This window comes from Gordonia sp. 852002-51296_SCH5728562-b, assembly GCF_001665475.1.
GTDB classification, from domain to species: Bacteria; Actinomycetota; Actinomycetes; order Mycobacteriales; family Mycobacteriaceae; genus Gordonia; species Gordonia sputi.
Window position 1 is genome coordinate 86,728 of the sequence record NZ_LZMI01000054.1, and the last position, 25,989, is coordinate 112,716.

General features: G+C 65.8%; 28 protein-coding genes and 2 pseudogenes. 12 read left to right on the forward strand and 18 right to left on the reverse strand.

All coding sequences use genetic code 11. The features are described 5' to 3' along the window. Positions 1–9 precede the first annotated feature (9 nt). The 6 genes from A5766_RS09395 to A5766_RS09420 are packed head-to-tail and all read right to left on the reverse strand — an operon-like array spanning position 10 to position 3,047. Positions 10–567, reverse strand: coding sequence for a hypothetical protein (locus A5766_RS09395; protein ID WP_005207400.1), 558 nt, complete (start codon positions 565–567; stop codon positions 10–12). After that, positions 564–1,241, reverse strand: coding sequence for a DUF6286 domain-containing protein (locus tag A5766_RS09400; RefSeq protein ID WP_064904367.1), 678 nt, complete (start codon positions 1,239–1,241; stop codon positions 564–566). The genes A5766_RS09395 and A5766_RS09400 overlap by 4 nt, the downstream gene beginning before the upstream one ends. Beyond that, positions 1,238–1,807 (reverse strand): Asp23/Gls24 family envelope stress response protein, encoded by a 570-nt coding sequence (locus A5766_RS09405; protein WP_064904369.1) that lies wholly within the window; start codon positions 1,805–1,807, stop codon positions 1,238–1,240. Before A5766_RS09405 ends, A5766_RS09400 begins: the two co-directional genes overlap by 4 nt. After that, entirely contained in the window at positions 1,800–1,982 is a 183-nt protein-coding gene (locus tag A5766_RS09410) for a DUF2273 domain-containing protein (RefSeq protein ID WP_005207403.1), read from the reverse strand. Before A5766_RS09410 ends, A5766_RS09405 begins: the two co-directional genes overlap by 8 nt. Next, positions 1,975–2,544 (reverse strand): hypothetical protein, encoded by a 570-nt coding sequence (locus A5766_RS24975; protein WP_005207404.1) that lies wholly within the window; start codon positions 2,542–2,544, stop codon positions 1,975–1,977. Before A5766_RS24975 ends, A5766_RS09410 begins: the two co-directional genes overlap by 8 nt. Then, entirely contained in the window at positions 2,544–3,047 is a 504-nt protein-coding gene (locus A5766_RS09420; protein ID WP_005207405.1) for an Asp23/Gls24 family envelope stress response protein, read from the reverse strand. The genes A5766_RS24975 and A5766_RS09420 overlap by 1 nt, the downstream gene beginning before the upstream one ends. 315 nt (positions 3,048–3,362) lie before the next feature. Here A5766_RS09420 and A5766_RS24980 point away from each other — a divergent pair, with 315 nt between their 5' ends. The 3 genes from A5766_RS24980 to A5766_RS09435 all read left to right on the forward strand — a co-directional run bounded on the left by A5766_RS24980 (position 3,363) and on the right by A5766_RS09435 (position 6,103). Beyond that, a complete protein-coding gene (locus tag A5766_RS24980) occupies positions 3,363–4,073 on the forward strand; it encodes an RNA polymerase sigma factor (protein ID WP_373278553.1) in 711 nt (236 codons plus the stop codon). After that, positions 4,070–4,645 (forward strand): hypothetical protein, encoded by a 576-nt coding sequence (locus A5766_RS09430; protein WP_005207407.1) that lies wholly within the window; start codon positions 4,070–4,072, stop codon positions 4,643–4,645. Before A5766_RS24980 ends, A5766_RS09430 begins: the two co-directional genes overlap by 4 nt. A 183-nt stretch (positions 4,646–4,828) precedes the next feature. Next, positions 4,829–6,103 (forward strand): AI-2E family transporter, encoded by a 1,275-nt coding sequence (locus A5766_RS09435; protein WP_064904371.1) that lies wholly within the window; start codon positions 4,829–4,831, stop codon positions 6,101–6,103. An 8-nt stretch (positions 6,104–6,111) separates the two neighbouring features. Here the strand turns inward: A5766_RS09435 and A5766_RS09440 are convergent, their stop codons facing one another. Further along, positions 6,112–6,897, reverse strand: coding sequence for an enoyl-CoA hydratase (locus tag A5766_RS09440; protein WP_005207409.1), 786 nt, complete (start codon positions 6,895–6,897; stop codon positions 6,112–6,114). Positions 6,898–7,207: 310 nt separating this feature from the next. Here A5766_RS09440 and A5766_RS09445 point away from each other — a divergent pair, with 310 nt between their 5' ends. The 6 genes and pseudogenes from A5766_RS09445 (at position 7,208) to A5766_RS09470 (ending at position 12,307) form a co-directional block, all read left to right on the forward strand. Further along, the gene (locus tag A5766_RS09445) at positions 7,208–7,534 is read left to right on the forward strand and encodes a transglycosylase family protein (protein WP_005207410.1); all 327 of its coding nucleotides are present in this window, start codon (positions 7,208–7,210) and stop codon (positions 7,532–7,534) included. A gap of 169 nt (positions 7,535–7,703) precedes the next feature. After that, positions 7,704–8,203, forward strand: a pseudogene (locus A5766_RS09450) (acyl-CoA thioesterase). Positions 8,204–8,419: 216 nt separating this feature from the next. Further along, a complete protein-coding gene (locus A5766_RS09455; protein WP_064867210.1) occupies positions 8,420–9,160 on the forward strand; it encodes a (Fe-S)-binding protein in 741 nt (246 codons plus the stop codon). 125 nt (positions 9,161–9,285) lie between these two features. After that, positions 9,286–10,728, forward strand: a complete 1,443-nt coding sequence (locus tag A5766_RS09460; protein ID WP_168431295.1) for a LutB/LldF family L-lactate oxidation iron-sulfur protein — start codon at positions 9,286–9,288, stop codon at positions 10,726–10,728. Further along, on the forward strand, positions 10,725–11,360 hold the full coding sequence (locus A5766_RS09465; RefSeq protein ID WP_064904373.1) for a LutC/YkgG family protein: 636 nt from the start codon (positions 10,725–10,727) through the stop codon (positions 11,358–11,360). The genes A5766_RS09460 and A5766_RS09465 overlap by 4 nt, the downstream gene beginning before the upstream one ends. A gap of 89 nt (positions 11,361–11,449) precedes the next feature. Further along, positions 11,450–12,307, forward strand: coding sequence for a TIGR03621 family F420-dependent LLM class oxidoreductase (locus A5766_RS09470; RefSeq protein ID WP_039856505.1), 858 nt, complete (start codon positions 11,450–11,452; stop codon positions 12,305–12,307). 4 nt (positions 12,308–12,311) lie between these two features. On the opposite strand, the gene A5766_RS09475 is transcribed toward A5766_RS09470, so the two are convergent. After that, positions 12,312–12,947, reverse strand: a complete 636-nt coding sequence (locus A5766_RS09475) for a response regulator transcription factor (protein WP_005207736.1) — start codon at positions 12,945–12,947, stop codon at positions 12,312–12,314. Next, a complete protein-coding gene (locus A5766_RS09480; protein WP_039856503.1) occupies positions 12,944–14,143 on the reverse strand; it encodes a sensor histidine kinase in 1,200 nt (399 codons plus the stop codon). Before A5766_RS09480 ends, A5766_RS09475 begins: the two co-directional genes overlap by 4 nt. A gap of 205 nt (positions 14,144–14,348) precedes the next feature. On the opposite strand from A5766_RS09480, the gene A5766_RS09485 reads away from it, so the two are divergent. Beyond that, positions 14,349–15,389 carry an ABC transporter permease gene (locus A5766_RS09485; RefSeq protein ID WP_005207734.1) on the forward strand — a complete coding sequence of 347 codons (1,041 nt, stop codon included), beginning with the start codon at positions 14,349–14,351 and terminating at the stop codon, positions 15,387–15,389. Beyond that, positions 15,386–16,108 (forward strand): annotated as a pseudogene (locus A5766_RS09490) (ABC transporter ATP-binding protein); the annotation flags it as partial. The gene A5766_RS09485 and the pseudogene A5766_RS09490, both read left to right, overlap by 4 nt. A 17-nt stretch (positions 16,109–16,125) precedes the next feature. Here A5766_RS09490 and A5766_RS23825 read toward each other — a convergent pair. The 7 genes from A5766_RS23825 to A5766_RS09515 all read right to left on the reverse strand — a co-directional run bounded on the left by A5766_RS23825 (position 16,126) and on the right by A5766_RS09515 (position 21,035). Continuing rightward, entirely contained in the window at positions 16,126–16,584 is a 459-nt protein-coding gene (locus A5766_RS23825; protein ID WP_039856502.1) for a hypothetical protein, read from the reverse strand. A 166-nt stretch (positions 16,585–16,750) separates the two neighbouring features. Beyond that, positions 16,751–16,921, reverse strand: a complete 171-nt coding sequence (locus A5766_RS24675; RefSeq protein ID WP_156528063.1) for a hypothetical protein — start codon at positions 16,919–16,921, stop codon at positions 16,751–16,753. 40 nt (positions 16,922–16,961) lie between these two features. Continuing rightward, positions 16,962–17,633, reverse strand: coding sequence for a class I SAM-dependent methyltransferase (locus tag A5766_RS09495; protein ID WP_064904375.1), 672 nt, complete (start codon positions 17,631–17,633; stop codon positions 16,962–16,964). A gap of 92 nt (positions 17,634–17,725) precedes the next feature. Further along, complete coding sequence (gene cynS / locus A5766_RS09500; protein WP_005207731.1) at positions 17,726–18,178, reverse strand: cyanase; 453 nt, start codon at positions 18,176–18,178, stop codon at positions 17,726–17,728. 69 nt (positions 18,179–18,247) lie between these two features. Beyond that, entirely contained in the window at positions 18,248–19,318 is a 1,071-nt protein-coding gene (locus A5766_RS09505) for a PHP domain-containing protein (protein WP_064904377.1), read from the reverse strand. 143 nt (positions 19,319–19,461) lie between these two features. Continuing rightward, on the reverse strand, positions 19,462–20,430 hold the full coding sequence (locus A5766_RS09510; protein WP_064904406.1) for an isopenicillin N synthase family dioxygenase: 969 nt from the start codon (positions 20,428–20,430) through the stop codon (positions 19,462–19,464). An 8-nt stretch (positions 20,431–20,438) separates the two neighbouring features. Further along, the gene (locus A5766_RS09515; protein ID WP_231894596.1) at positions 20,439–21,035 is read right to left on the reverse strand and encodes a nucleoside deaminase; all 597 of its coding nucleotides are present in this window, start codon (positions 21,033–21,035) and stop codon (positions 20,439–20,441) included. 11 nt (positions 21,036–21,046) lie between these two features. Here A5766_RS09515 and A5766_RS09520 point away from each other — a divergent pair, with 11 nt between their 5' ends. Next, complete coding sequence (locus A5766_RS09520; protein WP_064904379.1) at positions 21,047–22,627, forward strand: PucR family transcriptional regulator; 1,581 nt, start codon at positions 21,047–21,049, stop codon at positions 22,625–22,627. A gap of 73 nt (positions 22,628–22,700) precedes the next feature. Here A5766_RS09520 and A5766_RS09525 read toward each other — a convergent pair whose 3' ends face one another. Together A5766_RS09525 and A5766_RS09530 are read right to left on the reverse strand one after the other, a co-directional pair. Next, complete coding sequence (locus A5766_RS09525) at positions 22,701–24,116, reverse strand: purine-cytosine permease family protein (protein ID WP_064867218.1); 1,416 nt, start codon at positions 24,114–24,116, stop codon at positions 22,701–22,703. Between the two features lie 124 nt (positions 24,117–24,240). Continuing rightward, complete coding sequence (locus A5766_RS09530) at positions 24,241–25,890, reverse strand: LCP family protein (protein ID WP_231894597.1); 1,650 nt, start codon at positions 25,888–25,890, stop codon at positions 24,241–24,243. Positions 25,891–25,989 lie beyond the last annotated feature (99 nt).

Genomic DNA, 25,989 nt, shown 5'->3' on the forward strand with positions numbered 1-25,989 from the left:
GAGATCCCGTCAGCCCTTGGGGGTTTCGAAGTGAACGAGACCCTGGACGTGGACGTCAGAACCGTCCACCGCAGCCCGGATCAGTTCAATTTCTGGTCCGAGCACAGCGGCGACGTCGTCGTAGGAGTACGTCGGCGGCGCCGTCACGGTGACCCTGATGAGTTTGCGACCTCTGTCGTCGAGGGCCTTGGCCGAGACATCGTCGAACATCGTGTGTCCGGCGAGGTCGGCGGCGACCGCGTTCGCGATCAGTTTGGGCGCGACGATCAGTTCGCCGTCGTCGTTGCTGCCCGCGAGCTCGAGGTCGTCGACCTTGCTCGGGCGAATGGCCGTTGAGATCAGCGACCATCCCCAGATCAGACCGATGATGACGATTCCGAACAGCAGCACCGTCCACCAGTCCGTGCCGTCGAGGCGGGCGGGCCAGCCCGAATCGAGGTGATCGGCCCAGTCACGAACCTTGGGCACGTTGAGTTTCCACAGAACAGCACCCACTCCGACGACGAGGCAGATCAGACCGATCAGTCCTGCCGTGATCCGGTGAAATGACGCGGGTCCGCGGTTCATCGCGATGCCCCCTTCTTGTGTCGAGTGACCACCTTGAGCTTCACGCGCATCTTCTTCTCCAACGACGACGCAACGCTTTCGAGCGTGTCGCGAAGCGCCGACTCGTCGACCGCGGAATCGGTGGTGACGAGGACCTTGGCACGCCGTCGTCCGACGACCGTTGTCGCGTGTTCGACGCCCGGCACCGACAGCGCCGCTGTGCTGAATCGGCGTGCGACGTCGCCGCGTCGAGTCCACAGGACCTCGAAATCGCCGAGGCTGACGTGAGTGCGCCGACGCGGAGCGAGAGCCGTCCACACCAGGAGAAGGCCCACGATGATGAAACCGACTGCCGCAGCCCACATCCAGTCCTGCCACGTTGCGCCGTCGAGCCAGTCGGCAGCGGCCTGCAGCCACCGCGTGCCCGACACCCAACCCGCCTCGACGAGCAGGTCGTGGATGGCGACCGCGACCAATGCGAGCAATGCGACGCCGATGATCACGCCGGACACAACGGATTTCGGCCCTGCTGCCGGGACGAAGACCTTGCCCTTGTGGGTGTCAGCGGTACGCGCCTCAATGACGGCGCGCTCGTTCTTGCCCGCTGTGTTCTTGTCCCCCGTGCTCTTGCCCGCTGTGCTCTTGTCCGCCGTGTTCTCGTCCTTTGGGGCGGCGTCCGGCGTGGTCGTGCTCATGACTCCTCCTCATCGCTGTCGGTGACCCGCTCGCTGCGGGTGGCCCGACCCTCCGGCGATTCTTCGGAAACCTCCGATGGGGTCGTCGGGTTCGGGATCTCGACAAACCCTGCGCGACGGCTCTTTGCCTGTGCCGTCGTCACGATCTCGGCGACTGTCACATCCACCCGTCCGGGGCGAACTCCGGTCAGCCGAGTGACCTCTGCCGCGACGTGATCACGCACCTCGGCACAGACCGCGGCAACCGCGCACGGCCACAGAAGCGCGACCGTGAGTGTGATGGTCGGCGCGGTCTGCGACATGTCCGTCGACGCGGACGGATACCCACCCGCGAGTGGGTTGAGCGCGTTCAGTACCGACGCGCCCTTGCCGTCGGATTCGATCACCCCGTCTACCCCGAGTGCGGCTCGTTCTGCGATCTTCTCGCCGACGCGGTCGTCGAGGACCAGACTTCCGCGTGCCCCGGGATCGGACGCGTCGGCAGCCTCTGGCGACAAGGCCGGCGCTGCTGTACCGACCGCCGACGCGCCTAGATCGCCACGGGTGACGGTGACCGCATCAGCCACGGTTCCGGCTCTTCAGCAATCGACCGAGATCGAGCACACCGTCGCGGTGTAGCCCGATGACCAGTCCCACCGCTCCGAGCACGATGGCCAGGATGAAGCCGGTGAAGCCACCGGTCGTTGCCGCGAGTGCGAGGAGCAATCCGACAATCAGACCGATCACCGCGTTGTTACTCATCGTTGTTCACCTCTGTTGATCGAGTTGGATGTGCCTGCGTCGATGTATCGGCGACGGGGATGTCACCGATGGGGATGTCACCGATTGGGATGTCACCGACGGGAATGTCGCCAACGGGGATCTCTCCGGCTGGGGTATCCCCGCCTGATGTGGTCCCGGCTGACGTGGTCTCGCCTGATGTGGTCTGGGGTTCGTCGTGAGACTCGGTGGGTCCGACCGAGATGTCCTCGACGACCACCGAGACGGGTACGCCTGCTACCTGCGACGCGACCGTGACGACCTCGTCGGCGACCGCTCGCAGGTCGTGGTTGATGTCGACGACGATGTGTACCTCGCCCGAGTCGTCGGACATGCGCACACCGCTGACCCGGCTACCGGGCAGATACGTCGCGACTTCACCGAAGACTCCGGCGTGCAGCCCCGTGACCCCGGGCACCGCCTCCGCCGCCGCTGCGACCTTCTGCGCCACCGACCCCGCTCCGACATCGGAGCGGGTGGCGGCGTCCTGATCGCCTGCGCCGCCGGACAGCGACGACCCCGACAGCGACGACGACTCAGACATCACTGCACCCGCGGCGCGCTCGACGAGTCGTCGTCATCGTCGCCGAAGTGGATGTCGTGCACGGTGACATTCACCTCCGTCACCTCGAGTCCGGTCATCTGCTCGATCGAGGTGATCACGTTGCGTCGGATTGCCGCAGCGAGTTGGTGAATGGCGACGCCGTAGTCGGCGACGATCGAGACGTCGACAGCGGCCTGCCGCTCCCCGACCTCGACGTTGATGCCCTGAGTGGTGCTGGTGCCCGTACCCGGGATCACCTCGCGGACCTTGCCGACCATGCGTTCGGTCGTGCCGCCGACGTCGTAGACGCCGTTGATCTCGCGGGTTGCGATGCCCGCGATCTTGGCGACCACCTGGTCGGCGATCGACGTCTTACCGCGTTCTCCGGCGGGCGCCACCTTCTTGGAGGCGTCGGTCAGCGCGACGGCGCTGCTCTTGGCGCTCTCGGTGCTGCCTGTGCTCGACTGATTGGTTGCGGTTCCTGTGGCTGCGCTCTCGGCCATGACGCTCCTCTTTCCTCGTTCTCATCCGATGTAGATGGTCAGACGACGGCATCCCGACAACCTCGACCGCACGTGCCAACTTCTCGGCACGCCGTCCGGCGGTCGCCGGAATGGGGAGCGATGACGGCGGGGATCTATGACCCGCTTCCCCATCGCTCCCGTATAAGGTCAGTCGTAGTGAATCCGATATCTGCACGCGTGAATTCGCGTGACCCCGGACACAGTGACGAGTCACCGTCAGCGGCAGGCCGACACGCGGGCACGCCGGGTCCGACGCTGCGTTCGGCTCCCGGTCCGTCGACACAGGCGCCCGCGCTGAGCGACTTCTCCGAGGATGAACTCGCTGCCGCCGCGGCAGCGGGCGACGCCGAGGCGTTCTCGGTCCTCGTCGGAAAGCTCTCCCCCTCCCTGCTGCGCTACCTACGCCGCATGGTCGACGATCCGCAGACCGCGGAGGATCTGGCCCAGGACACACTCCTCGACGCATGGCGCGGACTACCCGATTTCGCATTCCGCAGTTCGTTCAAGACGTGGATGTTCGGGATTGCACACCGCAGAACCGTCGACCACTGGCGTCGACGTCGCGACATCCCGACCGCGGAAGAACGCTTCGCCGACCTCACCGACCCCCATCCCCTTCCTGCCGACGACGTGCTGCACACGTCTCTCGTCGAAGCGCTGCGTCGAGAACTGACGACCCTTCCGGAGACATCGCGCGCCGTATGGTGGCTGCGAGAAGCCGAGGGACTCTCGCTCACCGAGATCTCTCGGGTCTTGCAGATCTCCGTCGGCTCGGTCCGCGGGCATCTGCAACGAAGTCGGCGCTACCTCGCGACCCGCCTTGCCCCGTGGCGTCCCGACGCAACCAATGACGGCGCAACCAATGACGACGCAACCAACGCTGAGAAACCCGGCCGAGGGCCCGACAACACAGGGCGAACACGTACAGGGCCGGCGAGTACAGGGCAATCAGGTACAGGGCCATCAACTACCGGGTCACGTTCGCTGAGAGGAGGACGACGATGACGCGAGCAGGCAGGACAACGCGCGGCGCAGGTTCTCCCGACACGGACTTCGACGACCGCTACGAGAGACTCGACGACGACTCCGACGAGACCGACGCGTGGCTCGTGGACGCGAGTCGCCGACTCGAGGAACCCGACCGTTACATCGCCCGGCTGATCACGTCGATCACGGGAAAGCTCGGACGAGTCCGACGCAGCGGCCGCATTCTCGACACCGACGACGGCACCGTGCGCGTCAACGACCGCGTCGTCAAACAACTACTCGCCACACGCATCCGGCACACCCTCGGCCGACTCGTCGTGCTGGTGGAACTCGACAGCCCCGACGGCAGCGAGATCCCCGACACCGGCGAGAACCTGCAGTCGCAGGGCAGCCCGGAGAACGCTGTCAGTCGGGTGCGTATCGGGCTGATCGCCCGCTACCACGACGATCTCGTCGTCGATTCCGATCGCGTGCGCGAGGTCGCCGACGCCGTGCTGGCGTCGACGCTCGGACCATCGACCTCTGCGACCGCACGCCGACACATCGACATCCGCTGGCAGGATCTGTACACCCTAAATTGGATCGACTGAGCCCGAGTCCATACGCGTGTTTCGCTCTCGCGATTGGCACGAGCGTCTATATGCTTTGCCCGACGGGTTTCTTCGTCATAACCGTCATAACGGGCGCGGCAACAGAGGCAGTACGGCTGCGCCATCGGGATTGCTGCGTCACAAGGGATATCTGCGGGGGCCGACGCCGACAGAAAGGTCGACATGGCGGACGAAGACGCGACTGACGACAAGGTCATTGACGGCGAAGTTGCCGACGACAAGGTTATCGACGACAAGGCAATCAACGACCCGGGTTCGCCGACCTGGGCACTTCCCCGGGGAACGGTGGTGCTGCTGACCATCGCGGGCATCGTTGTCGCGGTCTTGGGAATCAAATCGATCGGATCGATCGTCGGGCCCGTGTTCCTCGGCCTGATCATGACCGTCGCTGTTGCCCCGTTGCCCGGCTGGTTGCGACGCAAGGGCTGGCCCAAGTGGGCCGCATTCCTCGCGACGGTCCTACTGGTCTACGGGATCATCCTCGGGCTGTTCGGTTCGGTCATCTACTGCATCGCCCGGCTCGCGACGATCCTCCCCCAGTACAGCGACAAGTTCAACGACCTCATCGACGACATCCAAAAAGCACTGTCCGACCACGGCATCGGACAGGACAAGGTCAACGACATGCTCTCGCACGTCGACGCGGGCAAGGTATTCGATGTCGTCGGCGACGTCGTGTCGAGCACGGCGAGCGCGGCGTCGGCTCTCATCTTGGTGCTCACCGTTCTGCTGTTCATGGCCGTCGACTCGATCAACGCCGACGAACGTTTCGACGTTCTGAAGAAGGTTCGCCCCGACGTGGCGCACGCGTTTCAGACGTTTGCCTCGGGCACGCGTAACTATCTCGTCGTCTCGACGGTGTTCGGCCTGATCGTGGCCGTCTTCGATACCGGCGCCCTGTGGCTGATGGGCATTCCGCTCCCGCTGCTGTGGGGCCTGCTCTCGTTCATCACCAACTACATCCCGAACATCGGCTTCGTGCTCGGAGTCATCCCGCCCGCGATCCTGGCACTCCTCGACGGAGGCTGGACGCTCGCGTTGTGGGTCATCATCGTCTATTCGGTGATCAACTTCGTGATCCAGTCGGTGATCCAGCCCAAGTTCGTCGGCGACTCCGTCGGTCTCACCACGACGGTCACGTTCCTGTCGCTGATCTTCTGGGCTTGGGTGATCGGCCCGCTCGGTGCGCTTCTCGCCATCCCACTCACGCTGCTGTGCAAGTCGCTCCTGATCGACATCGATCCGTCGACCCGCTGGGCTGACGTACTGGTCTCGTCGGGTCGACCGACCACGGACGAGGTCGAGGACGCGCGACGTCACAACGATCGGGAGGAGCGGATCCGCAAGGTCGAGAACCAGACTCTACGCGCGGGCGACAGCGACAACAGCGACAGCAGGGATGGCGAGGAGAGAGGTGGCGGTGAAAGCATCGCCTGATGGTCTCGTCAGCGATCTGACCAGACCGGCTCTCGCTTTGCGAGAAAAGCCGTGATCCCCTCCTGTGCGTCACACGTCATCGCGTTGGTGGCCATCGTCGAACTCATCGAGCGGTACGCCTGCGGCTCGGGCTCGTCGATCTGCCGATAGAAGGCACGCTTCCCGATCATCAGGGTCGACGCACTCGACGCCGCAATCCGCAGCGCAAGACCACGGACGGTGTCATCGAGAGCTTCCGGTTCGACGACGTCATTGATCAACCCCCAATCCGCCGCGGTCGCCGCGTCGATCGGGTCTCCGGTCAGCAGCATCTTCATCGCACGCTTACGCCCGATCGCCCTGGTCAGCGCCACCATCGGCGTCGAGCAGAACAATCCGATCCGTACGCCCGGCGTACTGAACGATGCCGCTGTGGACGCCACGGCGAGATCGCACGCGGCGACGAGCTGGCATCCCGCCGCGAAGGCGGCCCCCGCGACCTGCGCGATGACCGGTTGACGGATCTCGTGGATGGTCGCCATCAGCTCGACACACGTCGCGAACACCGCCTCCTCGTCCGCGAGAGTTCTGTCGACGAGTTCGGTGAGGTCGTGTCCCGCAGAAAAGGCGGGTCCTTCTGCCCGAATGACGACCACACGTACGCCGGGGTCCTGATCGAACTCACGCAGCGCCGTTGTGGCTGCCCGCATCGTCGACGTCGAGAGCGGGTTGCGTCGTCGTGGATCGGTCAGCGTGAGGTAACGCAGCGGCCCGTCGTGCGAGACAGTGACCGTGGTGGAATTCATTTCCGACATTTCGTCCTCATTTCTCCGCGCTCAACGTTAACCAACTCGACGATATCTGTGCGCCGGACCACAAAATAGTGGTGATCTGTCTCACAGTATAGGCACTCATTAAACTTGCGAAATAGCACGACGAAACGCCGGAGTGCGCAGGCATTTCTCAGAAAAATGCCAGATTTATCTTGGGTAATCGTCACAGCGCAGGTCAGAAAGTCGATGTGACCTTTCCGTGATCACTCCGTAAGGTCGCCGTTGGTCCAAATACGAGTCACCCGAACACCCCACTCAATTTGTCCTGACCGGGTGACTGATAGGAGGAACAATGACCACGCGGATGAAGAAGACCGCCCTTCGCGCCGGAATCATCGGCGCGATCGCACTTGCTCCCTTCGGCGTCGCGACCGCGACCGCCTCTGCGGATGGACACGACTGGGATGCCGTCGCCAACTGCGAGAGCAGCGGCAACTGGGCAACCAACACCGGCAACGGCTACTACGGCGGCCTGCAGTTCTCGCAGAGCACCTGGGAGGCCAACGGCGGCAGCGGCAGCGCGTCCAGCGCGTCGCGCGAGGAGCAGATCCGCGTCGCGGAGAACGTACTCGCAACTCAGGGACCGGGCGCATGGCCCGTGTGCGGCCAGTACCTCTGATCCTGAGGTCTGCCCACCTGCCGTGACGACCCGATCGGGTCAACGGTTCTTGTCAACGCCCTGCGACTACGCGGACGCCCGTGGTGTACCACGCGCGTTTGCCCGGTCGCGGGGCGTTTGCGCGCCTATAGGGCGCCAGACCCCGTGATCGCGGGCTACGATTCGCGACATGGATGCCGGGCACGGATCGTCGGAGAGCACTCATCACGTGTCCGACGCCGACCGCTCGACGCTGTCGATGTCATTGCTGATGACGCCGGGCATGGCCAACTTCACCGGAAACGTCCACGGCGGCACGCTGCTCAAACTGCTCGACGAGGTCGCCTACGCATGCGCGAGCAGATACTCGCGTCGATACGCGGTCACGTTGTCGGTCGATCGCGTCATCTTTCGTGAACCGATACGCGTGGGCGAGCTGCTCATCCTGTCGGCGTCGATCAATTACACCGGCCGCACGTCGATGGAGGTCGGGATCAGGGTCGAGACCGAGAACATCCATACCGGGATTCGCCGACACACCAACAGTTGCTACTTCACCATGGTCGCCATGGGCGACGACGGACGGCCGCGCGAGGTACCACCGCTCACGCCCGAGACCGCGACCAGAAACGACGCTTCGCCGAGGCTGAACTCCGCCGCGAGGCGCTGCGCTCCGCGCGTGACGGATAGCCGCGACCGCCGTGGCAGCACTCCCATCGGATGTAGGGCGCGCAGCGGTTGACGCTCACTGCCGGTGGCCATAGCGTCGAAGCGAGGTCGGGTCGCACGGAACACCGGCCACCAGCCCCTCGTCAGCCCCCTCTCCTTCAACTCCTGGCCCCTAGCCCCTGACCTCTAGCCCCGGCGGTGAGCGATGCACCACAGCAGAACCGAGAACGACAGGCGATGAGAGTCGCACTGTTCGCAACCTGCTTCAACGACACGATGTGGCCGAACACCCCACGCGCCACCGTGCTGTTGCTCGAACGCCTCGGTGTCCGAGTCGAGTTCCCTGTCGAGCAGACATGCTGTGGGCAGATGTTCACCAACACCGGCTACGCCGACGAGGCCATTGGCGGTGTCCGACAGTTCGTCGACGTCTTCTCCGGATACGACGCGATCGTCGCCCCCTCGGGTTCGTGTATCGGATCGGTCCGCCACCAACATGCGGCCGTTGCCGCCCGAACCGGCGACACCCGGCTCCGCCACGCGGTCGACGAAATGACACCACGATTCTTCGAACTCAGCGAGTTTCTCATCGACGTGCTCGGCGTCACCGATGTCGGTGCCTACTTTCCCCACCGGGTCACCTACCACCCGACGTGTCACTCCCTACGGATGCTGCGTGTCGGCGACAAGCCACTTCGCTTGCTGCGCAGCGTACGTGGCATCGATCTCGTCGACTTGCCTGCCGCCGAACAGTGTTGCGGCTTCGGAGGTACCTTCGCCATGAAGAACGCCGACGTCTCGGTGGCGATGGGCGCAGACAAATCCAGGCATGTACGCGACACCGAGGCCGAAGTTCTTGTCGCCGGCGACAATTCGTGTCTTGCACACATCGGGGGACTTCTCTCCCGCGAACGGGCGGGCGTCCGGACCATGCACCTCGCAGAAATCCTGGCATCGACCGAGGAGCACCCGGCATGAGCGAGACCGTTGAGTCCGATCGGCACGTCGATGAGTCCGATCGGCACGCCGAGCAGGAAGCGTTGAGCCAGCACGGTTTCGGGCTCGGACATCCGCACGTCGGGGTGACCGCGACATTCGTCGGGATGCCGAAGTTCCCGAAGGCGGCCCGCCACGAGCTGGCGAACACTGTCCAGCGCCGCAATCTCGAGCACGCGACGTCGACGATCCGGCACAAGCGCGCAGCGGTTGTCGACGAACTCGCCGACTGGGAGGAACTGCGACTCGCGGCGGAGGCGATCAAGAACCGCACGCTACGTCACCTCGACGATTATCTGCTCGAGTTCGAGGAGAAGGCGACTGCCGCTGGCGCACAGGTACATTGGGCGCGCGACGCGGAGGAGGCCAATCGCATCGTCGTCGATCTGGTCCGCGACACCGGCGCCTCGGAAGTGGTCAAGGTCAAGTCGATGGCCACCCAGGAGATCGAACTCAACGAGGCGCTTGCCGCCGCAGGCATCGATGCCTGGGAGACCGATCTCGCCGAACTGATCGTGCAACTCGGCAACGATTGGCCGAGTCATATCCTCGTGCCGGCAATCCATCGAAATCGCAGTGAAGTCCGCGAGATCTTTCTGCAGAACATGGCGAAGGTGGGACGCCCCGCACCCGACGACCTGACCGAGGAGCCTGCGCGGCTGGCCGAAGCGGCACGCGTGCATCTGCGTGAGAAGTTCCTGCGCGCCAAGGTCGGCATCAGCGGAGCCAACTTCGCGATCGCCGACACCGGGAGCCTTGTCGTCGTCGAATCCGAGGGCAATGGACGCATGTGCCTGACGCTGCCCGAGACGCTCATCTCCGTGGTGGGCATCGAGAAGATCCTGCCGACGTGGGCCGACCTCGAGGTCTTCCTGCAGGTACTACCCCGCTCCAGCACCGGCGAACGCGAGAATCCGTACACGTCGGTCTGGACGGGCGTCGCCGCGGGCGACGGTCCGCAGAACGTGCACATCGTCCTGCTCGACAACAACCGCACCGGCATCCTGGCCGACGAGGTCGGGCGCGCTGCCCTGCGCTGCATTCGGTGCTCCGCGTGCCTCAACGTGTGTCCGGTCTACGAGCGCACCGGCGGGCACGCGTACGGCTCAGTCTACCCGGGTCCCATCGGCGCGATCCTCACGCCGCAGCTGCGCGGCACGGCGTCGAAGATCGATCAATCGCTTCCCTACGCGTCGAGCCTGTGCGGCGCATGCTTCGACGTGTGCCCGGTCCGAATTCCCATACCGGACATACTCGTTCATCTGCGCACCCGCGTCGTCGACGAACATCGGAAGGGGCTTCCGACCGCCGAAGCTGCAGCGATGAAGGCCATGGAGAAGGTCTTCGCCGATCACCGCAGACTCGAAGCCGCGCAGAAAGCCGCGACGGTGAGTCACCGCTTCTTCGGCAACCGGCGCACGCTCGGCGCGCTGCCCTGGCCGATGACTCCGTGGTCGAGTGCGCGTGACACCCCGGTCCCACCCGCCGAGACGTTCCGCGAGTGGTGGAAACGCGAGCGCGGCAACACTTCTGGAGATGAGACACGATGACCGCCGCACGTGAGGAGATCATCGGTCGGGTCCGCGCGGCACTGGCCGACGTACCCGCCGACGACGTCACACCCGTCGACTGGGTCTACGGCCGACCCTCGAGCACGGGCGATCTCGGCCTCGTCGACCGATTCGCCGAGCGCGTCGCCGACTACAAGGCCGTTGTCGAACGCGTCAATTCAGCGCACCTGTCGGATCACGTGAACGCCCTGCTGGAGAACGTCGACGGTCCGATCATCGCCGACGCCGTCGTCCGCGACCTGCTGTCCGGGGTAGACTCGGTGTGGCTGTCCGATGACGATCTCTCCCCCACCGAACTCGACGCCGCGTCCGCGGTGATCACCACCGTGGCGGTCGGCATAGCCAACACCGGCACCATCGTGCTCGATCACGGCGCGGGACAAGGTCGTCGAGCCGTGTCACTGGTACCCGATGTCCACCTCTGCCTGATCCGCACCGATCAGATCGTCAGCGACGTTCCCGAAGCAGTGGCCCGCCTGATCGAGCAGGGCTCGGCGATCCGCCCCCAGACCTGGATCAGCGGACCGAGCGCGACGAGCGACATCGAACTCGATCGCGTGGAGGGCGTCCACGGACCGCGCACACTGCACGTCATCATCGTCGAGGCGTAGTGGCCGGCCGGGAGACCGGTTGACTTCGGCCCTGCCCGGAATTCTTTCAGCGTGGAATCCTTTTCGGGCCACGCCGGTTGGTAGTAGGCATGTCGCCAGATACTCGAAGTATCCGTTTCGGAGTCAACCTGATGGGAACCGGCACGGGAGATCAGTTCCGTGCGCAAGTGCAAGCTGTCGCCGATTCCGGCGCCGATGTCGTTCTCGTGCCCGACCATCTCGGCCTCATCGGGCCGATGCCTGCCCTCGTCGCGGCTGCCGCGCAGGCACCGGACCTGCGGATCGGCAACTTCGTACTCAACGCGCCCTTCTACAGTCCCGCGCTGCTCGCACGCGACCTCGCAACCGTCGATCAACTCAGCGGCGGACGCCTCGAGATCGGTCTCGGTGCGGGCTATGTGAAAGCCGAATTCGACGCCGCGGGCATCCCGTTCGGCCGCCCCGGCCAGCGAGTCGATCATCTCGAGGAGGTCGTCGACCATCTGCACGTCGCCTTCGACGATCCCGCGCAGGCGCCGCCGTTCGTACAGTCGCATCCGCCGATCATGGTCGCGGGGATCGGCGACCGCGTGCTCTCTCTTGCCGCACGCAAGGCCGACATCGTCGCGTTCTCCAACCTGCCGACCGACGACGTGCTCGCCGACCGAGTCGCCCACGTCCGTGCCGAGGCCGGTGAGCGCTTCGACGCACTCGAACTCAACGTGATCGTCTTCGACCTTGCCGTCGGGCGCGAACCCGATGTCACCGCGCTGCGCGGGGCAAACCCGGACCTCGACGACGCCGCGCTCCGCGAATCAGTCAATATCCTCCACGGCAGCGCTGCGGAGGTGGCCGACAGGATCAACCACCTCAACGAAACGGCCGGGATCTCGTACTTCACGTTCATCGAACCGTCGGCGAAGGATCTCGACGGACTGGCGGAGGTGATCGGTCTCGTGCGCGGCTGACCGGTCAGTCGATGAGTCCCTGACGACGCGCGCTGGCAACAGCGGCGGTCCGGGAGCCGACACCGAGCTTGGTGAAGATGTGCACCAGGTGCGACTTCACGGTCATCTCGCTCACGTGCAGCGCCTTCGCGATCTCGCGGTTGCTCCGGCCCGTGGCCACCTGTGCGACGACGTCGATCTCGCGTGGCGTCAGCACGGTGTCGGGTGTGGCGCGCACCCGCGTCAACAGTCGGGTCGCGACCGACGGCGACAGCGCACTCTCCCCCGCCGCCGCAGCGCGGATCGCGGCCAGTAGTTCCGCGGGCGCGGTGTCCTTGAGGAGGTACCCGCTCGCCCCTGCCTCGATGGCGGCGAGGATGTCGGCGTCGGTGTCGTAGTTCGTGACGATGAGAAGATGCGGCGCCCGTGGCAGGGCGTGAATCCTCCGCGTGGCCTCCACTCCCGAAATCCCCTCTCCGAAGCGGAGATCCATCAGGACGACATCGGGTTGTGGGGATCGGGCGGTGTCGGCGCACCAGGCCACCGCGTCGTCGGCCTTCGCGGCCTCGCCGATCACGTCGATATCAGCGGCGTTGGCGAGCAACGCCGACAACCCGGCCCGCACGATCGGATGGTCGTCGGCAAGTAATACGCGGATCACCGGCCGCTCTCCTGCACCGACCGCGCGGCAGCAGGCGCCACGGTGGGAAATGACACGGCGGGAAATGAGACCGCGGGAAATGACACGGCAACGGTGGTACCTCCGTCGTCTGAGGTGATGTCGACCTGTCCGCCGAGAGAGTCGACGCGCCGTCGAATAGTGCTGAGCCCGTATCCCTCCGACGCATCGGACGCGAAACCCGTTCCGTCGTCGACGATATCGAGGTGCACCTCGTCGGCGGTGTACGTGAGGGTGAGATGCAGTCTCCCGGCGTGAGAATGGCGGACCACGTTCGACACCGCGCCCTGCGCCACACGGACAAGCGCCGCCTCGGTGGGCATGGCGAGTGGTTGTGCGTCGCCCTCGATGAGCACGCTGACGGTGATGCCGTGTCCCGATGCGTCGGCGGCGACTCGTCGGAGTGCATCCGCCAGAGAGGAGCCGTCGAGCGGCGCCGGCGACAGCTCTGCGATGAGGCGTCTGGTCTCGGTCAGCGCGTCACCAGCAGCTTTGCGCGCCAACATGATCGACGACGCCGCTTGTTCTCCGGTCGACTGTTCGGCCGCGTGCAACAGGAGTTGGATACTCGACAGGCTCTGCGCGACGGTGTCGTGGATTTCGGCAGCGAGCCGTTCACGTTCCTCGGCTCTGCCGATGGCCTGTTGCTGGTCGCTGAGATCGGCTCGCGCAGCGACCAATTCGTCGATGAGTCGCTCACGCTGTCGCGCCTCGGCGAAGAGCTGTGCGTAGCCCGCGGAGATCACGACGGCGACACCTGCACCGAGCACTGGTCCGATGATCGCGGCCGCCGACCATCCGTTGTGCAGCGCGTAGCCGACTACCGCAACACCGGTAGCCAACGTGACCGCCGCCAAGCCTATGCGTCTACCCATCAGGTGCAGGTAGAGGAAGAACAGGACGAAGACGAGATACGTCGCCTCCGCGGTGAGTGCCAATTCGACCAGCCACACCGCGGTGAGTACAGCCAGCCACAGCAGCGCCCGCCGACGATTGCCCACCACAAGACCGCCCGCGAAGTAGACCGCGAGCCACACCCCCGCGACGATCGCTGCCGCGACGTCGGTCGGAGTCGCGATCAACGCGCGCACCATCACCACGACGGTCAATGCGACTGCGAGCAGGTGCAGACCCCACCGCAACGCAGCGACAACGGGGGTGAGTGGGGACGGGTGCATGTCTTTCAACGATAGCCGCGCTCGGTCTCCGCGCATCCATCGAAAGGAGGAGAGGACACGCACGGAGGGCGGAGCCGATGCCATCCCGACGGGCGACGCGCTTACGGCGTGTGCGGCCGAGCATGAAGAAGTCACCACAGTTCGACGCTGCGCTGCCGCCGATCACGAGGATCGCCGGCTGCGCCGCGACAGAAAGGACCTCTCGATGTTTGTCGCGCTTCGCGACCTGCGGCGCGCCCGTGGACGGTTCGCGCTGATAGCGCTCGTCGTCGTGCTCGTGGCCATACTCGTCACATTCCTCAGCGGACTCACGGCGGGCCTACGCCACCAGAACATCTCGGCGGTGCAACACCTTCCGGGCAACTCGGTGGTGTTCTCCGACGCCGGAACTGCACCCTCGTTCGACGAATCCTCGCTCACCGCAGCGCAACTGGCCGCATGGCGCTCGGCGCAACCCGATAGCGTCGGCGTCGGGATATCGCGGTCGCGGATAGCCGCAACCACTGCACCCGACTCCCCTGTGCCCGTGGCGCTCATCGGTACCGACCGCGACTCGCCTGCACCCGGGAGCGTCGAATTGAGTTCCTCGGTGGCGGAGACACTGCACGCGAGTGAAGGAGCACCCGTCGACCTCGGCGGTCGACCATTTACGGTTGCGCGGATCGTCGGCGACGACTGGTACTCGCACAGTCCCGTCGTGTACCTGGCACTCAGCGACTGGCAGCAGTTGTCACCGCACGCCGGCGCCGCAACCGTTGTCACCTTCACGGATTCGAACGGTGCCGACATGTCAGCGGTCGCGCGGGCGACACAGACGACGGTCACGAGTTCCGACGATGCGCTGTCAGCGCTGGCGTCCTACAAGGCCGAGAGCAGTTCACTCACGTTGATGACAGTCATGCTGTTCGTGATCTCGGCGTTGGTGATCGGCGCCTTCTTCACGGTGTGGACGGTGCAGCGCATCCCCGACATCGCGGTCCTCAAGGCGTTGGGCGCGTCGACCGGTTCACTGGTGCGCGATGCGCTGGGTCAGGCCGCGATGGTGCTCGTCGTCGGAGCCGCGATCGGAACGGCCATCACTGCCCTGGTCGGTGGATTCCTCGGCGGAATACCGTTCGTGCTGACCACCTCCACGACCCTCCTGCCCGCTGCCGCCATCATCGCGCTCGGCCTGATAGGCGCCGCGCTGGCGCTCCGATTCCTCGTCACCACTGATCCACTGACCGCACTTGGAGGTGCTCGATGAGCACGATTGTCTCAACGAATTCTGTTCCTGCCCTTGATATGTCGGCAGTGACGCTGACCTTTCCCGACGGCACCGGGCGTGTGCGAGCGCTCGAGGATGTCAGCCTCGCGGTAGCGCCGGGCGAGATCGTGGCGATCACCGGACCGTCGGGTTCTGGGAAGTCGAGCCTGCTCGCCGTAGCGGGCCGTCTGATCCGACCGGATTCGGGGCGCGTTTCGGTTGCGACCCGGTCGGGAGACACCGTCGAACTCAATGGTCTCTCCCGTGGCGAGGCCGCGCGGGCTCGTCGCGAACACCTGGGCTTTGTGTTCCAGCAATCCAATCTCATCGCGTCGCTGACCGCGATCGAACAGTTGGAGGTCACCGCTCATCTCGGCCAGCGATGGTGGTCGGGACCGAGCCGACGCCGCGAGGTGCGTGAGCGCGCCCGACTATTGCTCGACCAGGTCGGGTTGGCCGATCAGTCGCACAAGCTTCCCGCGCAGCTCTCCGGCGGCCAACGTCAGCGCGTCAACATCGCGCGCGCACTCATGAACACGCCGTCGCTGCTGCTCGTCGATGAGCCGACTTCAGCGCTCGACTCGGCACGCGGTGCCGCGATCATCGAACTCCTCGTCGCGATGACGCGGACACACGGCGCGGCGTGCGTTCTGGTCACTCACGACCCGACACACCTCGACCGGATGGACGCCGTCTACGAGATGGTCGACGGACGCCTACGCAGCGTGACCGGCGATCAGGACGTGGAACCGGGCGTCGGCTCGTCAGAGGCAGGACCGCCGTCGGATGCAGGACCGTCGCTCGACGGCGTGGGGCCTGTGTCCGTGGGCGGGACAGCGATGTCGAGTGCGCTCACCGCGATGCCGTAGGGCAGGAATCGAACCCGACGGGTGGGATCGGTGTTGTGTTGGTTTGCCCGTAGGGCGTCGAGTTCGTTCGCGAAGACCTGCTCGACGCGTGCACCGCCGTCGGCGTCGGTGACGAAGACCGCCCAGACGCCCGAGCCGGACTTTCCTGTCGTCTCCGGTTCGGGTGCCGCACGGCGCGCGGGCTGCTCGAAGACAGTCGACCACGCGACTCCCGACGAAGGTGAACCGAGGAACTTGCCCACCATGTCGCGCAGGCCGTCGCCGGCCTCGCGTGCGAACCGATCGAAGTCCTCCGGATCGATGCCGAACGGATTGTTGCCTGCCATCGTCTACCTCCCTGCGAGCACCCGGCGAACACCGGGCTGCCCTCCAGTGTGGCGACGATGCCGGTTGTGCGCCACAACCGCCGCTGATCGAGCTACCCCCGCTGATCGAGCCTGTCGAGATCACCGCCGACCGAGCTGACCCCGTCGCTGATCGAGCTTGTCGAGATCACCGCCGATCGAGCCCCACCCGCCGATCGAGCTGACCCCACCCGCTGATCGAGCTTGTCGAGATCACCCGCCGATCGCGCTGACCCCACTCGCCGATCGCGCCCCACCGCTGATCGAGCCACCCGCCGCTGATCGAGCCCAACCCGCTGATCGAGCTTGTCGAGATCACCGCCGACCGAGCCCCACCCCGCTGATCGAGCTTGTCGAGATCACCGCGGCGCGAGCGCCTCGATCGTCCACGTGAGATCGCCCGTGGTCAGCGTGGAGCGCAGCCGGACGTCGAAGGCGGAGTGGAGCAGCTTCCAGACCTGGCGCGCCTGGGGAAGGTCGATCGACTTGTAATGCGACACGACGATCTCACCGGTCGGCGCGAGCCACCCCTCTTGCAGGCGGCGGACCGTCGCGAGCGGGTCCGGGAGGTAGTAGAGCATCTCGGAGAACACGATCGCGTCGAACCGCTTCTGCGAGGCCGTCGGATCGACGTCGTCGGGACTGAACGTGCTGGCGTCGGCTTGCACGAACGCGGCGCGGTCGAGCCCGCGTGCCCGAGCCTTCTCGACGGCATCCTGCGCGGCGTCGACTCCGAGAAACTCCGTGTAGTGCGCGGGCGAGAGCCGCTGCGCCAACAGCCCCTCGCCGCAGCCGAGTTCGAGCACGCGGGGTCGGGGTGACGTGCGCAGACAGTACCCGGCGACGACGTGGAAGCGCGGAGCTTCCTGCTCGTTGGCGAGGTAGTCCCACTCGCCGCTGCGGTATTCGTCGTCGCAATCGGCGACGCCGTGTGCCGACGAGTACGGCCTCAGATAGCTCGACACGAGTCCCACCCCGCGTGCCGCCTGCCGCCGCGCACCGCCGACGATTCCTTCACGCGCCGCACCCATCGCCAGCCCTGCCTTCGTTTGTCGGACAAATCCGACGGAATGCTACCGGTGATGTGGGCGCGACGGATATGTGCGGCGCCACAGGATCGCGTTCACCAGCGGTAATCGAGGAACTTTCCGTCGAAGGTGACCACCACGCGGTCGCCGTCGGGGTCGGGCCTTCGCGCGATGTCGACCTTGAAGTTGATGGCGCTCATGATGCCGTCGCCGAACTCCTCGTGGATCAGTTCTTTCAGCGCGGGGCCGTACACCGCGAGCGCCTCGTAGAAGCGGTAGATCGTCGGGTCGGACGTCAGTTCGTCGTCGCGTGTCCGAGCGGGCTGCAGGCGAAGACTCTCTGCGACGCCTTCACCGAGACCGAGTATCTCGCAGACGATTTCGGCCTTCTCCGCAGGTACGGGATGCTTGCCGAGTAGCGCGGCAACGGTCCACACGAGCGGTGCCTCGATGCGCTCGGCGATCTCGGCCCACGTCAAACCGGCACGCAGTCGCGCTGCGACGATCAGTTCGGCGGCGTCGGATTTGGACATGATCGGTGGGTTCAACGGTCGCTCCTGTGTTGGTGATACGGATGGTTGGTCGATACAGCTGGTTGGTTATTGCGAATGGTGCGGTCATGCAACGACGTCGGCGTCGGCCAACCACGCGAGCAGGCGGTCCAGTGGCCACGTCGTCACGATGCGGTCGGCGTCGATGCCGAATTTCTCAGCGCGCTGGGCGCCGAGTGCTTTGAATTCCAGTTGGCCGGGCGCATGTGCATCGGAGTCGATGGCGAACAGGCAGCCGAGGTCGCGTGCGAGGGTGAGCAGATCGTCGGGAGGGTCGACGCGTTCGGGTCGGGAGTTGATCTCGACTGCGGTGTTGGTGTCGCGGCACGTCGAAAACACTTGGTGCGCATCGAATGTCGACTGTGGTCGCGTACCTCGTCCGCCGGTGATGAGCCGGCCCGTGCAATGCCCGAGCACACGGACGCGCGGATGCTCGACCGCGGCTACCATCCGTCGGGTCATCGGAGCCGCGTCCATCCTCAGCTTCGAGTGCACCGACGCCGTGACGACGTCGACGCGCTCGAGCATCTCCGCGGATTGATCGAGCGCCCCGTCGTCGAGGATGTCGACCTCGATTCCGGTCAACACGGTGAGGTCGACGTCGCCGCGCGCGTTGATCTGCTCGATGACGCCGATCTGAGCATCGAGACGCTCGGCCGAGAGTCCGTTGGCGACGGTCAGCCGGGGCGAGTGATCGGTGATCGCGAGCCATTGCTGTCCGAGAGCGCCTGCCGCCGCTGCCATTTCGTCGATGGAGGCGCCGCCGTCGCTCCACCTGGTGTGTGCGTGGAGGTCGCCGCGCAGCGCCTCGTAGAGCAGGTCGCCTGACTCGGCTGCAGTGTCAGTCAAGGGATCGGCCCGGGCCTGCAACCCGCCGAGGTAGTCGGGAAGTATCCCGGAGACGGCGTCGTCGATCACGGCTGCGGTGGTCTTGCCGATGCCCGACAACGCGGTCAGCGAACCCTCGTCGGAGCGTCGTCGAATCTCGTCATCGCCGACGTCGACGACCGTCGCGGCCGCACGCCGGAACGCCTCGACGCGGTAGCTGCTCTGCCTGTCGCGCTCGAGCAACCACGCGATCCTCGTCAGCGCCTGCGCGGGATCCACCGGCGCGGCGAGTGGGATCAGTGGGCGCATTCCCCGACAGTAGCCTCGCCCGACCCAGCAGCGCACTCTCGACCGAATTCGACGCCCACTCACCCGCTTTCAGCGCACAGTCGACCGGATAGAGCGCCCAGTCGACCGGATAGAGCGCACAGTCGACGAGATCCGGCGCGGCGCTAGCCGACCGTGATGGCATCGAGCCGTTCGCGGATGAAGTCGCCGCCGATCACCGGTGGCCGACCCGCGACCTTGCCGACGGGAGGGTCCAGGGGTGTCACGACGGCGTCGTGGTCGAGTTCGTAGAAGAAGATCAACGAGACGAGATCTTCTTCCGGGGCGTCGGCCTGCGGCGGCAGCACACGGTGCCTGCCGGCGGGCCATCGGCCGCCCGACCAGTACTCGAGCAGGTCGCCGATGTTGACCGTCAACGCAGACGGATCGTACGGCGCATCCGCCCAGCCACCCTCCTCGCTGTAGACCTGCAACCCGCCCGCGCCCGGCTCGCGGTCGAGGATGGTGACGGTGCCGAAGTCGGTGTGCGGGCCGATGCGGAACTGCCCCGGCTCGGGCTCGCCGACATCGGTCATGGGCGGATAGTGATTGATGTTCGACGTCCAGGTGGCCGAGCCCGCGAGGTCGCGAAACGGGTTCTCGCCGCCGGAAAGTCCCAGCGACGCCGCCATCAGGGCGAGCAGATCGTCGGAGAGCTTCTTGCACGCCGCGGTCCACGCTGTGAACAGTTCGCGTAACCGCGGCGCCTCCGCGGGCCAGACGTCCGGAGCGAACCAGTAGTCGTCCACCTCGGGAATGCCGACTCGTGTCTGGGCACCCGAGTTGTAGGTCTCCTTTAGGTCGGGAGGCGTTTCGGTGCCCTCGGAGTAACCGTTGGCCTCCAGGCCCGGGCCGATCCAGCCTCGACCACCGACGCCGACGGCGTACTGCCCTTTCACCTCCGGCGACATGGCGAAGAACTCCCTGGCGGTGGCGCGCAGCGCTGCTGGCAGCGCCGGATCGATTCCATGGCCCGTCACCAGGAGGAACCCCGCCTTCTGTAACGACTCGTCCACCGCGGCGCACACGGCGTCGGCGCCGTCGCCACCGGCACGCCACTGCGCGAGATCGACGGTCAGGATCGGACTCGACATCTCGCCGCTCACCGCAGACTCCCCGTCTTGTCGGAGCGCGCCGCGTTCACACCGGCATCGACAACCCCGATGTCCTCATTCCAGAGCGCGGGATTCCCGGCGATGAAGTCGGTCATCATCGCGACGCACCGCTCGTCGTCGAGAATCGTCACGTCGACGCCGAGCTCGCGCAGCCACTCCTGCCCGCCGTCGAAGGTGCGGTTCTCCCCGACCACCACCGCCCCGATGCCGAACTGCCTGATGAGCCCACTGCAGTACCAGCACGGCGCCAGCGTGGTGACCATGATGGTCGACGAATAGTCGCGCTGCCTGCCCGCGACGCGGAAGGCATCGGTCTCGCCGTGTACCGATGGGTCGTCGTGTTGCACGCGACGGTTGCGTCCCTCACCGAGGAGCATGCCGTCGGAGCTGAACAGGGCAGCACCGATCGGGATGCCGCCCTCGGAGAGGCCGAGTTGTGCTTGTCGGTAGGCGGTGTCGAGCGCAGCCACGGCGTCGAACGTGGACGTCGTCCCATGTCGCGAGAGCATGATTCGACTGTGCGCGGCTACGTCGTCGTGTTCAACCGACAGTCCGTCGCGTCGCACACCGACCGCAACGTGCATATCGTCTGTCTATGCACGAATCACCAGGGTCGACGCTCACGCTGCGACAGATCATCGACGACTTTCTCGCCGACGCCGATCCGCACGTACTCACCGCACACGATCACCTCGAACGCCCCGTGATCTGGGTGCATTCGAGCGAGATCTACGAGATAGGGCCCCTGCTCTCGGGGGGTGAACTGTTGTTGACGACCGGACTCGGGTTGGCGGGACTCGACGCAGGCACACGCCGCCACTACATCCGGGAGCTGGCCGAGCGCGGTGTGGTGGCGCTTGCCTTCGAGATCGGACGCAGCTTCGACAGCGTTCCCGACGAGATCATCCGAGAGGGATCTGCGCGGCGGCTGCCGATCATCGAGCTACGCCGGGTGGTGCCGTTCATCACGATGTGCCGTACCGCGAACACGGCGATCGTGTCTGCAGAACTCGCCGACCTGCGGTTACGGGGCGAGCTCGACACCAAGTTGCACGACGACATGGCCGCCGGAGGTGGCGTCGCCAAGATGCTCGAACACGTCTCCGACGCCGTGCGCTGCCCGATCGTCCTGGTGGGCTCGGGTGGCGCACTGATCGCCGCGCATGGCGTCGACGACGATCGATCGGCGTGGCGGGCCGTCGACGGTCAAGTCGCGTCGGCACCGATCATCGCGCGCGGGCGCGAGATCGCACGGCTGATCGCGGGCCCTGGCGCCACGCAGGTCTCCGGCGATCGCGCCGCCATGCTCCTCGACTGTGCGGCAGGTCCACTCACGTCGGCACTCGTTCGCGCAGGCATCGGACGCTCCGCAGTGGCGTCGCGACTCATCGAGGAATTGTTGGCGTCACGCCCGATTCGACGGGCCGACCTGTTCGCTCGCCTGTCGGGCTCGGGAGCTCCGGTGGCGCAGTCGACTCAGATCGTGCCGGTCGTCGTCGAATCGCCCGATTCGCGCATGGCAGAGAGTGCACTCACTCGTGCCGCGGCGACGCTCGGCGGCGTTGTCTTCGAAACCGTCGACGCCACCGTGTACGGGCTCGTCGTGATGCCGACACCTACCGGTGACCACGACGCCGTCGACTGTGTCCGCACGGCCTTCACCGACATCGGTGCACACGCCAGCCGCGTGACCGTGGTCATCGGTCAACCGTGTGCGACCGCCGACGCCGGACCCGGGCCAGGACTGTCACTATCGATCGGAGACTCGCTGCGCACCTGTGCCGAAAGACTGGGCAGCGCAGTCGAATCCGTGCAGACCAAGGGTGTTGCCGGACGCGTGTTCACCGCTCGATCGCTCGCGGTCGACGCCGCGGCCGGCACCATGTCTGCCGCGGCGCGCGACGAACTGATCGACCTCATCGACCCGCTCGTCCGACACGACAGGGCGTCGTCGACGCACCTCGCGCGCACACTCGAGGTACACCTGCGCAACGGCTGCAGCGCGACTCGCTCGGCGCAGGCCCTGCACATCGGACGCCAGAGTCTCTATCAGCGCCTCGACCGTGTGCGCGAGGTGCTCGGCTTCGACCCGACAGATCCCGAGATGTACGCGTCGATTCTGTTGGCCTTCAGCGCTTTACGCGTAGACGGCGCCGGAGCTCTCGCGCCCGCATGACACAGGCGGACCTTCCTCCGAGTTCGGTCTCGGCGGAAGGTCCGCGTGCGTGTGACAGCCGTGGCAGGTGTCGTCAGCCGTATGTGCGCTGCGACTCCTCGACGCTCTTTCTGGCCAGAATCACATACCCCACGAATGCGATTGCGAAACCGACGAACGCACCGATGTCACCCAACTCGGGAACCGCGCGGACCACGTACCCGACGAATTTCTCCTGATTGCAGAACAGCAGAACCGATCCGACCAATGCGATGACGAATGCGGCGAGGCCACCCCAGTTCACGTACCGCGTGTCGTACAGCAGATCCAGCGACGGACGCTTCTTGCGCAGCAACCGATCGGCGAAGACCACACCGAGCCACGGACCGATCCAGTACGCGACCAGGAGCAGGAACGCCTCGTACGACGCCGCGGCGTCGGCAAGTGCCCACCAGGCCACCAGGAATCCGACGATGCCGAACAGCACTGTGACAAGCGCGCGCTGCGTGTTCATCGGCAGCTTGAATCCCATGGTCACGAACGCCATGGAGCCGGAGTAGACGTTGATCGCGTTGGCAGCGACGGCGCCGACCGCGATGGCGAGCAGCGTGAGATCCGCGACGAGCGTCGGCAGGTTCGCGGTGAACGCGGCGGTCGGGTTGTCCGACGTCGCCGGACCGATCGTCACCGACGCCGCACCCACGAGCATCAGCACGGTGCACGAGACGAACAAACCGAGCGACGCGTAGAGGCCCGTGTGCACCCGCGACACGGTCGGCGGGAGGTAGCGGGTGTAGTCGGCGGCGTAGGGTGTCCAGCCTGCGGTGTACCCGAATGCGGCACCGACGGTGAGCCAGAAGCCCGCCATCGAGAACCCGCCACCCGACGACGGAGGCGCGTCGAGGTGCGACTTGCTGAAGATGATCACTGCGGCGATCAAGAAGATCACGGCCAGAATCGGCGCGGCGATCCGCTCGAAGCGCTGCACGAGGTTGTGCCCGAAGAACGCGAACGCGGTCTGCACGATGACGATGATGATCAGCCCCACGAGCGGCGTGAACCCGAACAACGACGACAACGCGAACGCCCCGCTGGCGCTGTTGGTCGCAAACCAGCCGACACCACACATGACCGCCATGAAGGTCGCGGGCAGAATGTTGCCGCGATATCCGAAGGCGAGTCGACCGAGCACCATCTGCGGCACCCCGTGCAGGGGGCCGTCAGCCGACAACAGGTAGTGCGCGACTGCGGCGAGTCCATTGCCGAGCACCACCGCGACGACGGCCTGCCAGAACGACAGACCGAACACGGCCACTGCCAGCACACCGACGAAAATCGTGGCGAACTCGAGGTTGGGGGCCGTCCACGTCCAGAAGAGACCGCGCGGTGACCCGTGGCGGGCCTCCACCGGAATCGGCTCGTTGCCACCTGGCTCGACGGCGAGGACCTTGCTGCCGTAGTTCAACTGCGTGACGGCGGCATCGTCGTCGGTGGGTGCGTCAGTACTCATGGCCGCTACTGTGCTGCGTCGGGTCGGGAGCAGCAACCGACGGATTGTCCGTTGCACTCACTCGCGGATACGACATTTCGACGGTCGAGCGTGATCGACGCGACTGCGCGACGCCGCTGCTCACTCAGTCAACGCAGGGAATGGCCGAACCATTGCTCACGGCGCCGCCGGAGTCGGGCGCGGGACCGTCGAGCGATGCCGTCGTCTCGGCGTCGGCCGGATCACTCGTCGACGTCGCACCCGACGCCGCGTCGGTCGATCCAGAAGACGACGACCCGGAAGACGCTGACTCCGCCGAGGCCCTTGAGGAAGTCGACGGTGCCTGCATCCCGAAGGCCGTCTGGATCTGGGCGCGCACTTTCGCGGTGTCGATGATGTTGACGTCCTGGCCGTCGACGGTGTCGTACCGCTCGACCGGAAGCGTGCGGAAACTGACGCGCTGGTCGCTCGGTGCGAGCATCTGCTGTCCCCATGACGTGAGGTCCCAGCCGTCGGAGAGAACCACGTCGTTGTTCAGTGCGCTGCTGAGTCTGTTCAGTTTTCCAGGGTCGGTCAGCATTCCGGTGCTCTGTACCTGATGCATCACCGAGAGCAGGAAGGCCTGCTGCCGGTGGGTGCGGTCGAGGTCGCCGTTGTCGAGTCCGTGGCGTTGCCGGACGAAGGCCAACGACTGCGACGCGTTGAGGTGCTGGCGACCGGAGGGGAACCGAGCGCCCGAATACGAGTCACGGACAGAGTGATTCAGGCAGACGTCGATGCCGCCGAGCGCCTTGGCGATGTCGTAGAAGCCGACGAGGCTCACCTCCGCGAACCGATCGATCGGCACGCCGGTGAGCTGACGCACCGTCTCGATGGTCTCGGCACGACCGGCCTCACGTCCACGTGACTCGAGAGTGGCCTGATCGGTGATGCCCTGTGCTGTCAGTTCGTCCTCGACCATCGCCTTCTTGCGGCCGTACGCCTCTTTGATCTTGGCCTGGCTCACATCGAGACCGTCGACGTCGACGAGGTCGTCGCGCGCAATCGAGAAGGCGACGATGTTCTTTCTGTCCGCGGGGATGTGCACGAGGATCAGGGTGTTGGTGTTGTAGCCACCCTCGTCACCATCTCCGGCATGGAGCTGCTTGAGGATGTCGGGTGACAGATTGTTTCCGTCGCGATCCTTGCGGGTGTCGAGACCCATCAACAGGATGTTCTCGGCCCCACCGCTCGACGCCGGTCCGCCGGCCAGTGCTGCCGATCTACCGAACCCTCCGGCGACGTGTGTGACGGTGCCCCACGCGAGCCCGACGATCCCGAGGATCGCGACCGAACACATCGCGACCGCGATCCGCCCGATTCGCACCACCGACGACCGGCCCTGCGGCTCGGCCGCTGGGCGTCGACGCGTCGAGTCGGTGCGGGACGAGCGGGCGCGCGTCGAGCGGGCGCGCGTCGAGCGGGTACGGGACGAGGCGCGAGCTTCATCGCCTGCGACGGACCTGCGCGCGCCACGAGCAGAGGTGACCTGCGGAATGGGCTGGGTGAGATCGTCGACCGGCTCCCACCGCGACCGCCGTTCCGGTCGGAGTGGAGCTTGCTGCGGCGCAGGAGGCTCGGCAGGGGTTCGTGACCGCCGCGCAGCGACTTCGCCCGCGGTCAGGCGTCGACCGTCGGACCCGCGAAAACCTCGGTCACCGGAGGGTGCGCGGCGCGCGCGATAGCGCGACGTTCCCTCCTGCTCCACCGCTTCCGCCCTCTCTCGGTAGTTGACTGCTGCATCCGTGATCGGCATCACAGGACGACATCACTGGTCGCATCAATGGTCTTCGGCGGACTCCCCCACCTCGACTGGATCACGGTAGTGACACCGTCTGTGAGAGCCCTGAGTACT

Excerpts from the sequence above, each read along its gene's own strand:
- A5766_RS09395 (WP_005207400.1), bottom strand. The coding sequence starts at position 567 with ATGAACCGCGGACCCGCGTCATTTCACCGGATCACGGCAGGACTGATC.
- A5766_RS09400 (WP_064904367.1), bottom strand. The coding sequence starts at position 1,241 with ATGAGCACGACCACGCCGGACGCCGCCCCAAAGGACGAGAACACGGCG.
- A5766_RS09410 (WP_005207403.1), bottom strand. The coding sequence starts at position 1,982 with ATGAGTAACAACGCGGTGATCGGTCTGATTGTCGGATTGCTCCTCGCA.
- A5766_RS24975 (WP_005207404.1), bottom strand. The coding sequence starts at position 2,544 with ATGTCTGAGTCGTCGTCGCTGTCGGGGTCGTCGCTGTCCGGCGGCGCA.
- A5766_RS09420 (WP_005207405.1), bottom strand. The coding sequence starts at position 3,047 with ATGGCCGAGAGCGCAGCCACAGGAACCGCAACCAATCAGTCGAGCACA.
- A5766_RS09430 (WP_005207407.1), top strand. The coding sequence starts at position 4,070 with ATGACGCGAGCAGGCAGGACAACGCGCGGCGCAGGTTCTCCCGACACG.
- A5766_RS09435 (WP_064904371.1), top strand. The coding sequence starts at position 4,829 with ATGGCGGACGAAGACGCGACTGACGACAAGGTCATTGACGGCGAAGTT.
- A5766_RS09440 (WP_005207409.1), bottom strand. The coding sequence starts at position 6,897 with ATGTCGGAAATGAATTCCACCACGGTCACTGTCTCGCACGACGGGCCG.
- A5766_RS09445 (WP_005207410.1), top strand. The coding sequence starts at position 7,208 with ATGACCACGCGGATGAAGAAGACCGCCCTTCGCGCCGGAATCATCGGC.
- A5766_RS09455 (WP_064867210.1), top strand. The coding sequence starts at position 8,420 with ATGAGAGTCGCACTGTTCGCAACCTGCTTCAACGACACGATGTGGCCG.
- A5766_RS09460 (WP_168431295.1), top strand. The coding sequence starts at position 9,286 with ATGCCGAAGTTCCCGAAGGCGGCCCGCCACGAGCTGGCGAACACTGTC.
- A5766_RS09465 (WP_064904373.1), top strand. The coding sequence starts at position 10,725 with ATGACCGCCGCACGTGAGGAGATCATCGGTCGGGTCCGCGCGGCACTG.
- A5766_RS09470 (WP_039856505.1), top strand. The coding sequence starts at position 11,450 with ATGTCGCCAGATACTCGAAGTATCCGTTTCGGAGTCAACCTGATGGGA.
- A5766_RS09480 (WP_039856503.1), bottom strand. The coding sequence starts at position 14,143 with ATGCACCCGTCCCCACTCACCCCCGTTGTCGCTGCGTTGCGGTGGGGT.
- A5766_RS09485 (WP_005207734.1), top strand. The coding sequence starts at position 14,349 with ATGTTTGTCGCGCTTCGCGACCTGCGGCGCGCCCGTGGACGGTTCGCG.
- A5766_RS23825 (WP_039856502.1), bottom strand. The coding sequence starts at position 16,584 with ATGGCAGGCAACAATCCGTTCGGCATCGATCCGGAGGACTTCGATCGG.
- A5766_RS09495 (WP_064904375.1), bottom strand. The coding sequence starts at position 17,633 with ATGGGTGCGGCGCGTGAAGGAATCGTCGGCGGTGCGCGGCGGCAGGCG.
- A5766_RS09505 (WP_064904377.1), bottom strand. The coding sequence starts at position 19,318 with ATGCGCCCACTGATCCCACTCGCCGCGCCGGTGGATCCCGCGCAGGCG.
- A5766_RS09510 (WP_064904406.1), bottom strand. The coding sequence starts at position 20,430 with ATGTCGAGTCCGATCCTGACCGTCGATCTCGCGCAGTGGCGTGCCGGT.
- A5766_RS09515 (WP_231894596.1), bottom strand. The coding sequence starts at position 21,035 with ATGCACGTTGCGGTCGGTGTGCGACGCGACGGACTGTCGGTTGAACAC.
- A5766_RS09520 (WP_064904379.1), top strand. The coding sequence starts at position 21,047 with ATGCACGAATCACCAGGGTCGACGCTCACGCTGCGACAGATCATCGAC.
- A5766_RS09525 (WP_064867218.1), bottom strand. The coding sequence starts at position 24,116 with ATGAGTACTGACGCACCCACCGACGACGATGCCGCCGTCACGCAGTTG.
- A5766_RS09530 (WP_231894597.1), bottom strand. The coding sequence starts at position 25,890 with ATGCCGATCACGGATGCAGCAGTCAACTACCGAGAGAGGGCGGAAGCG.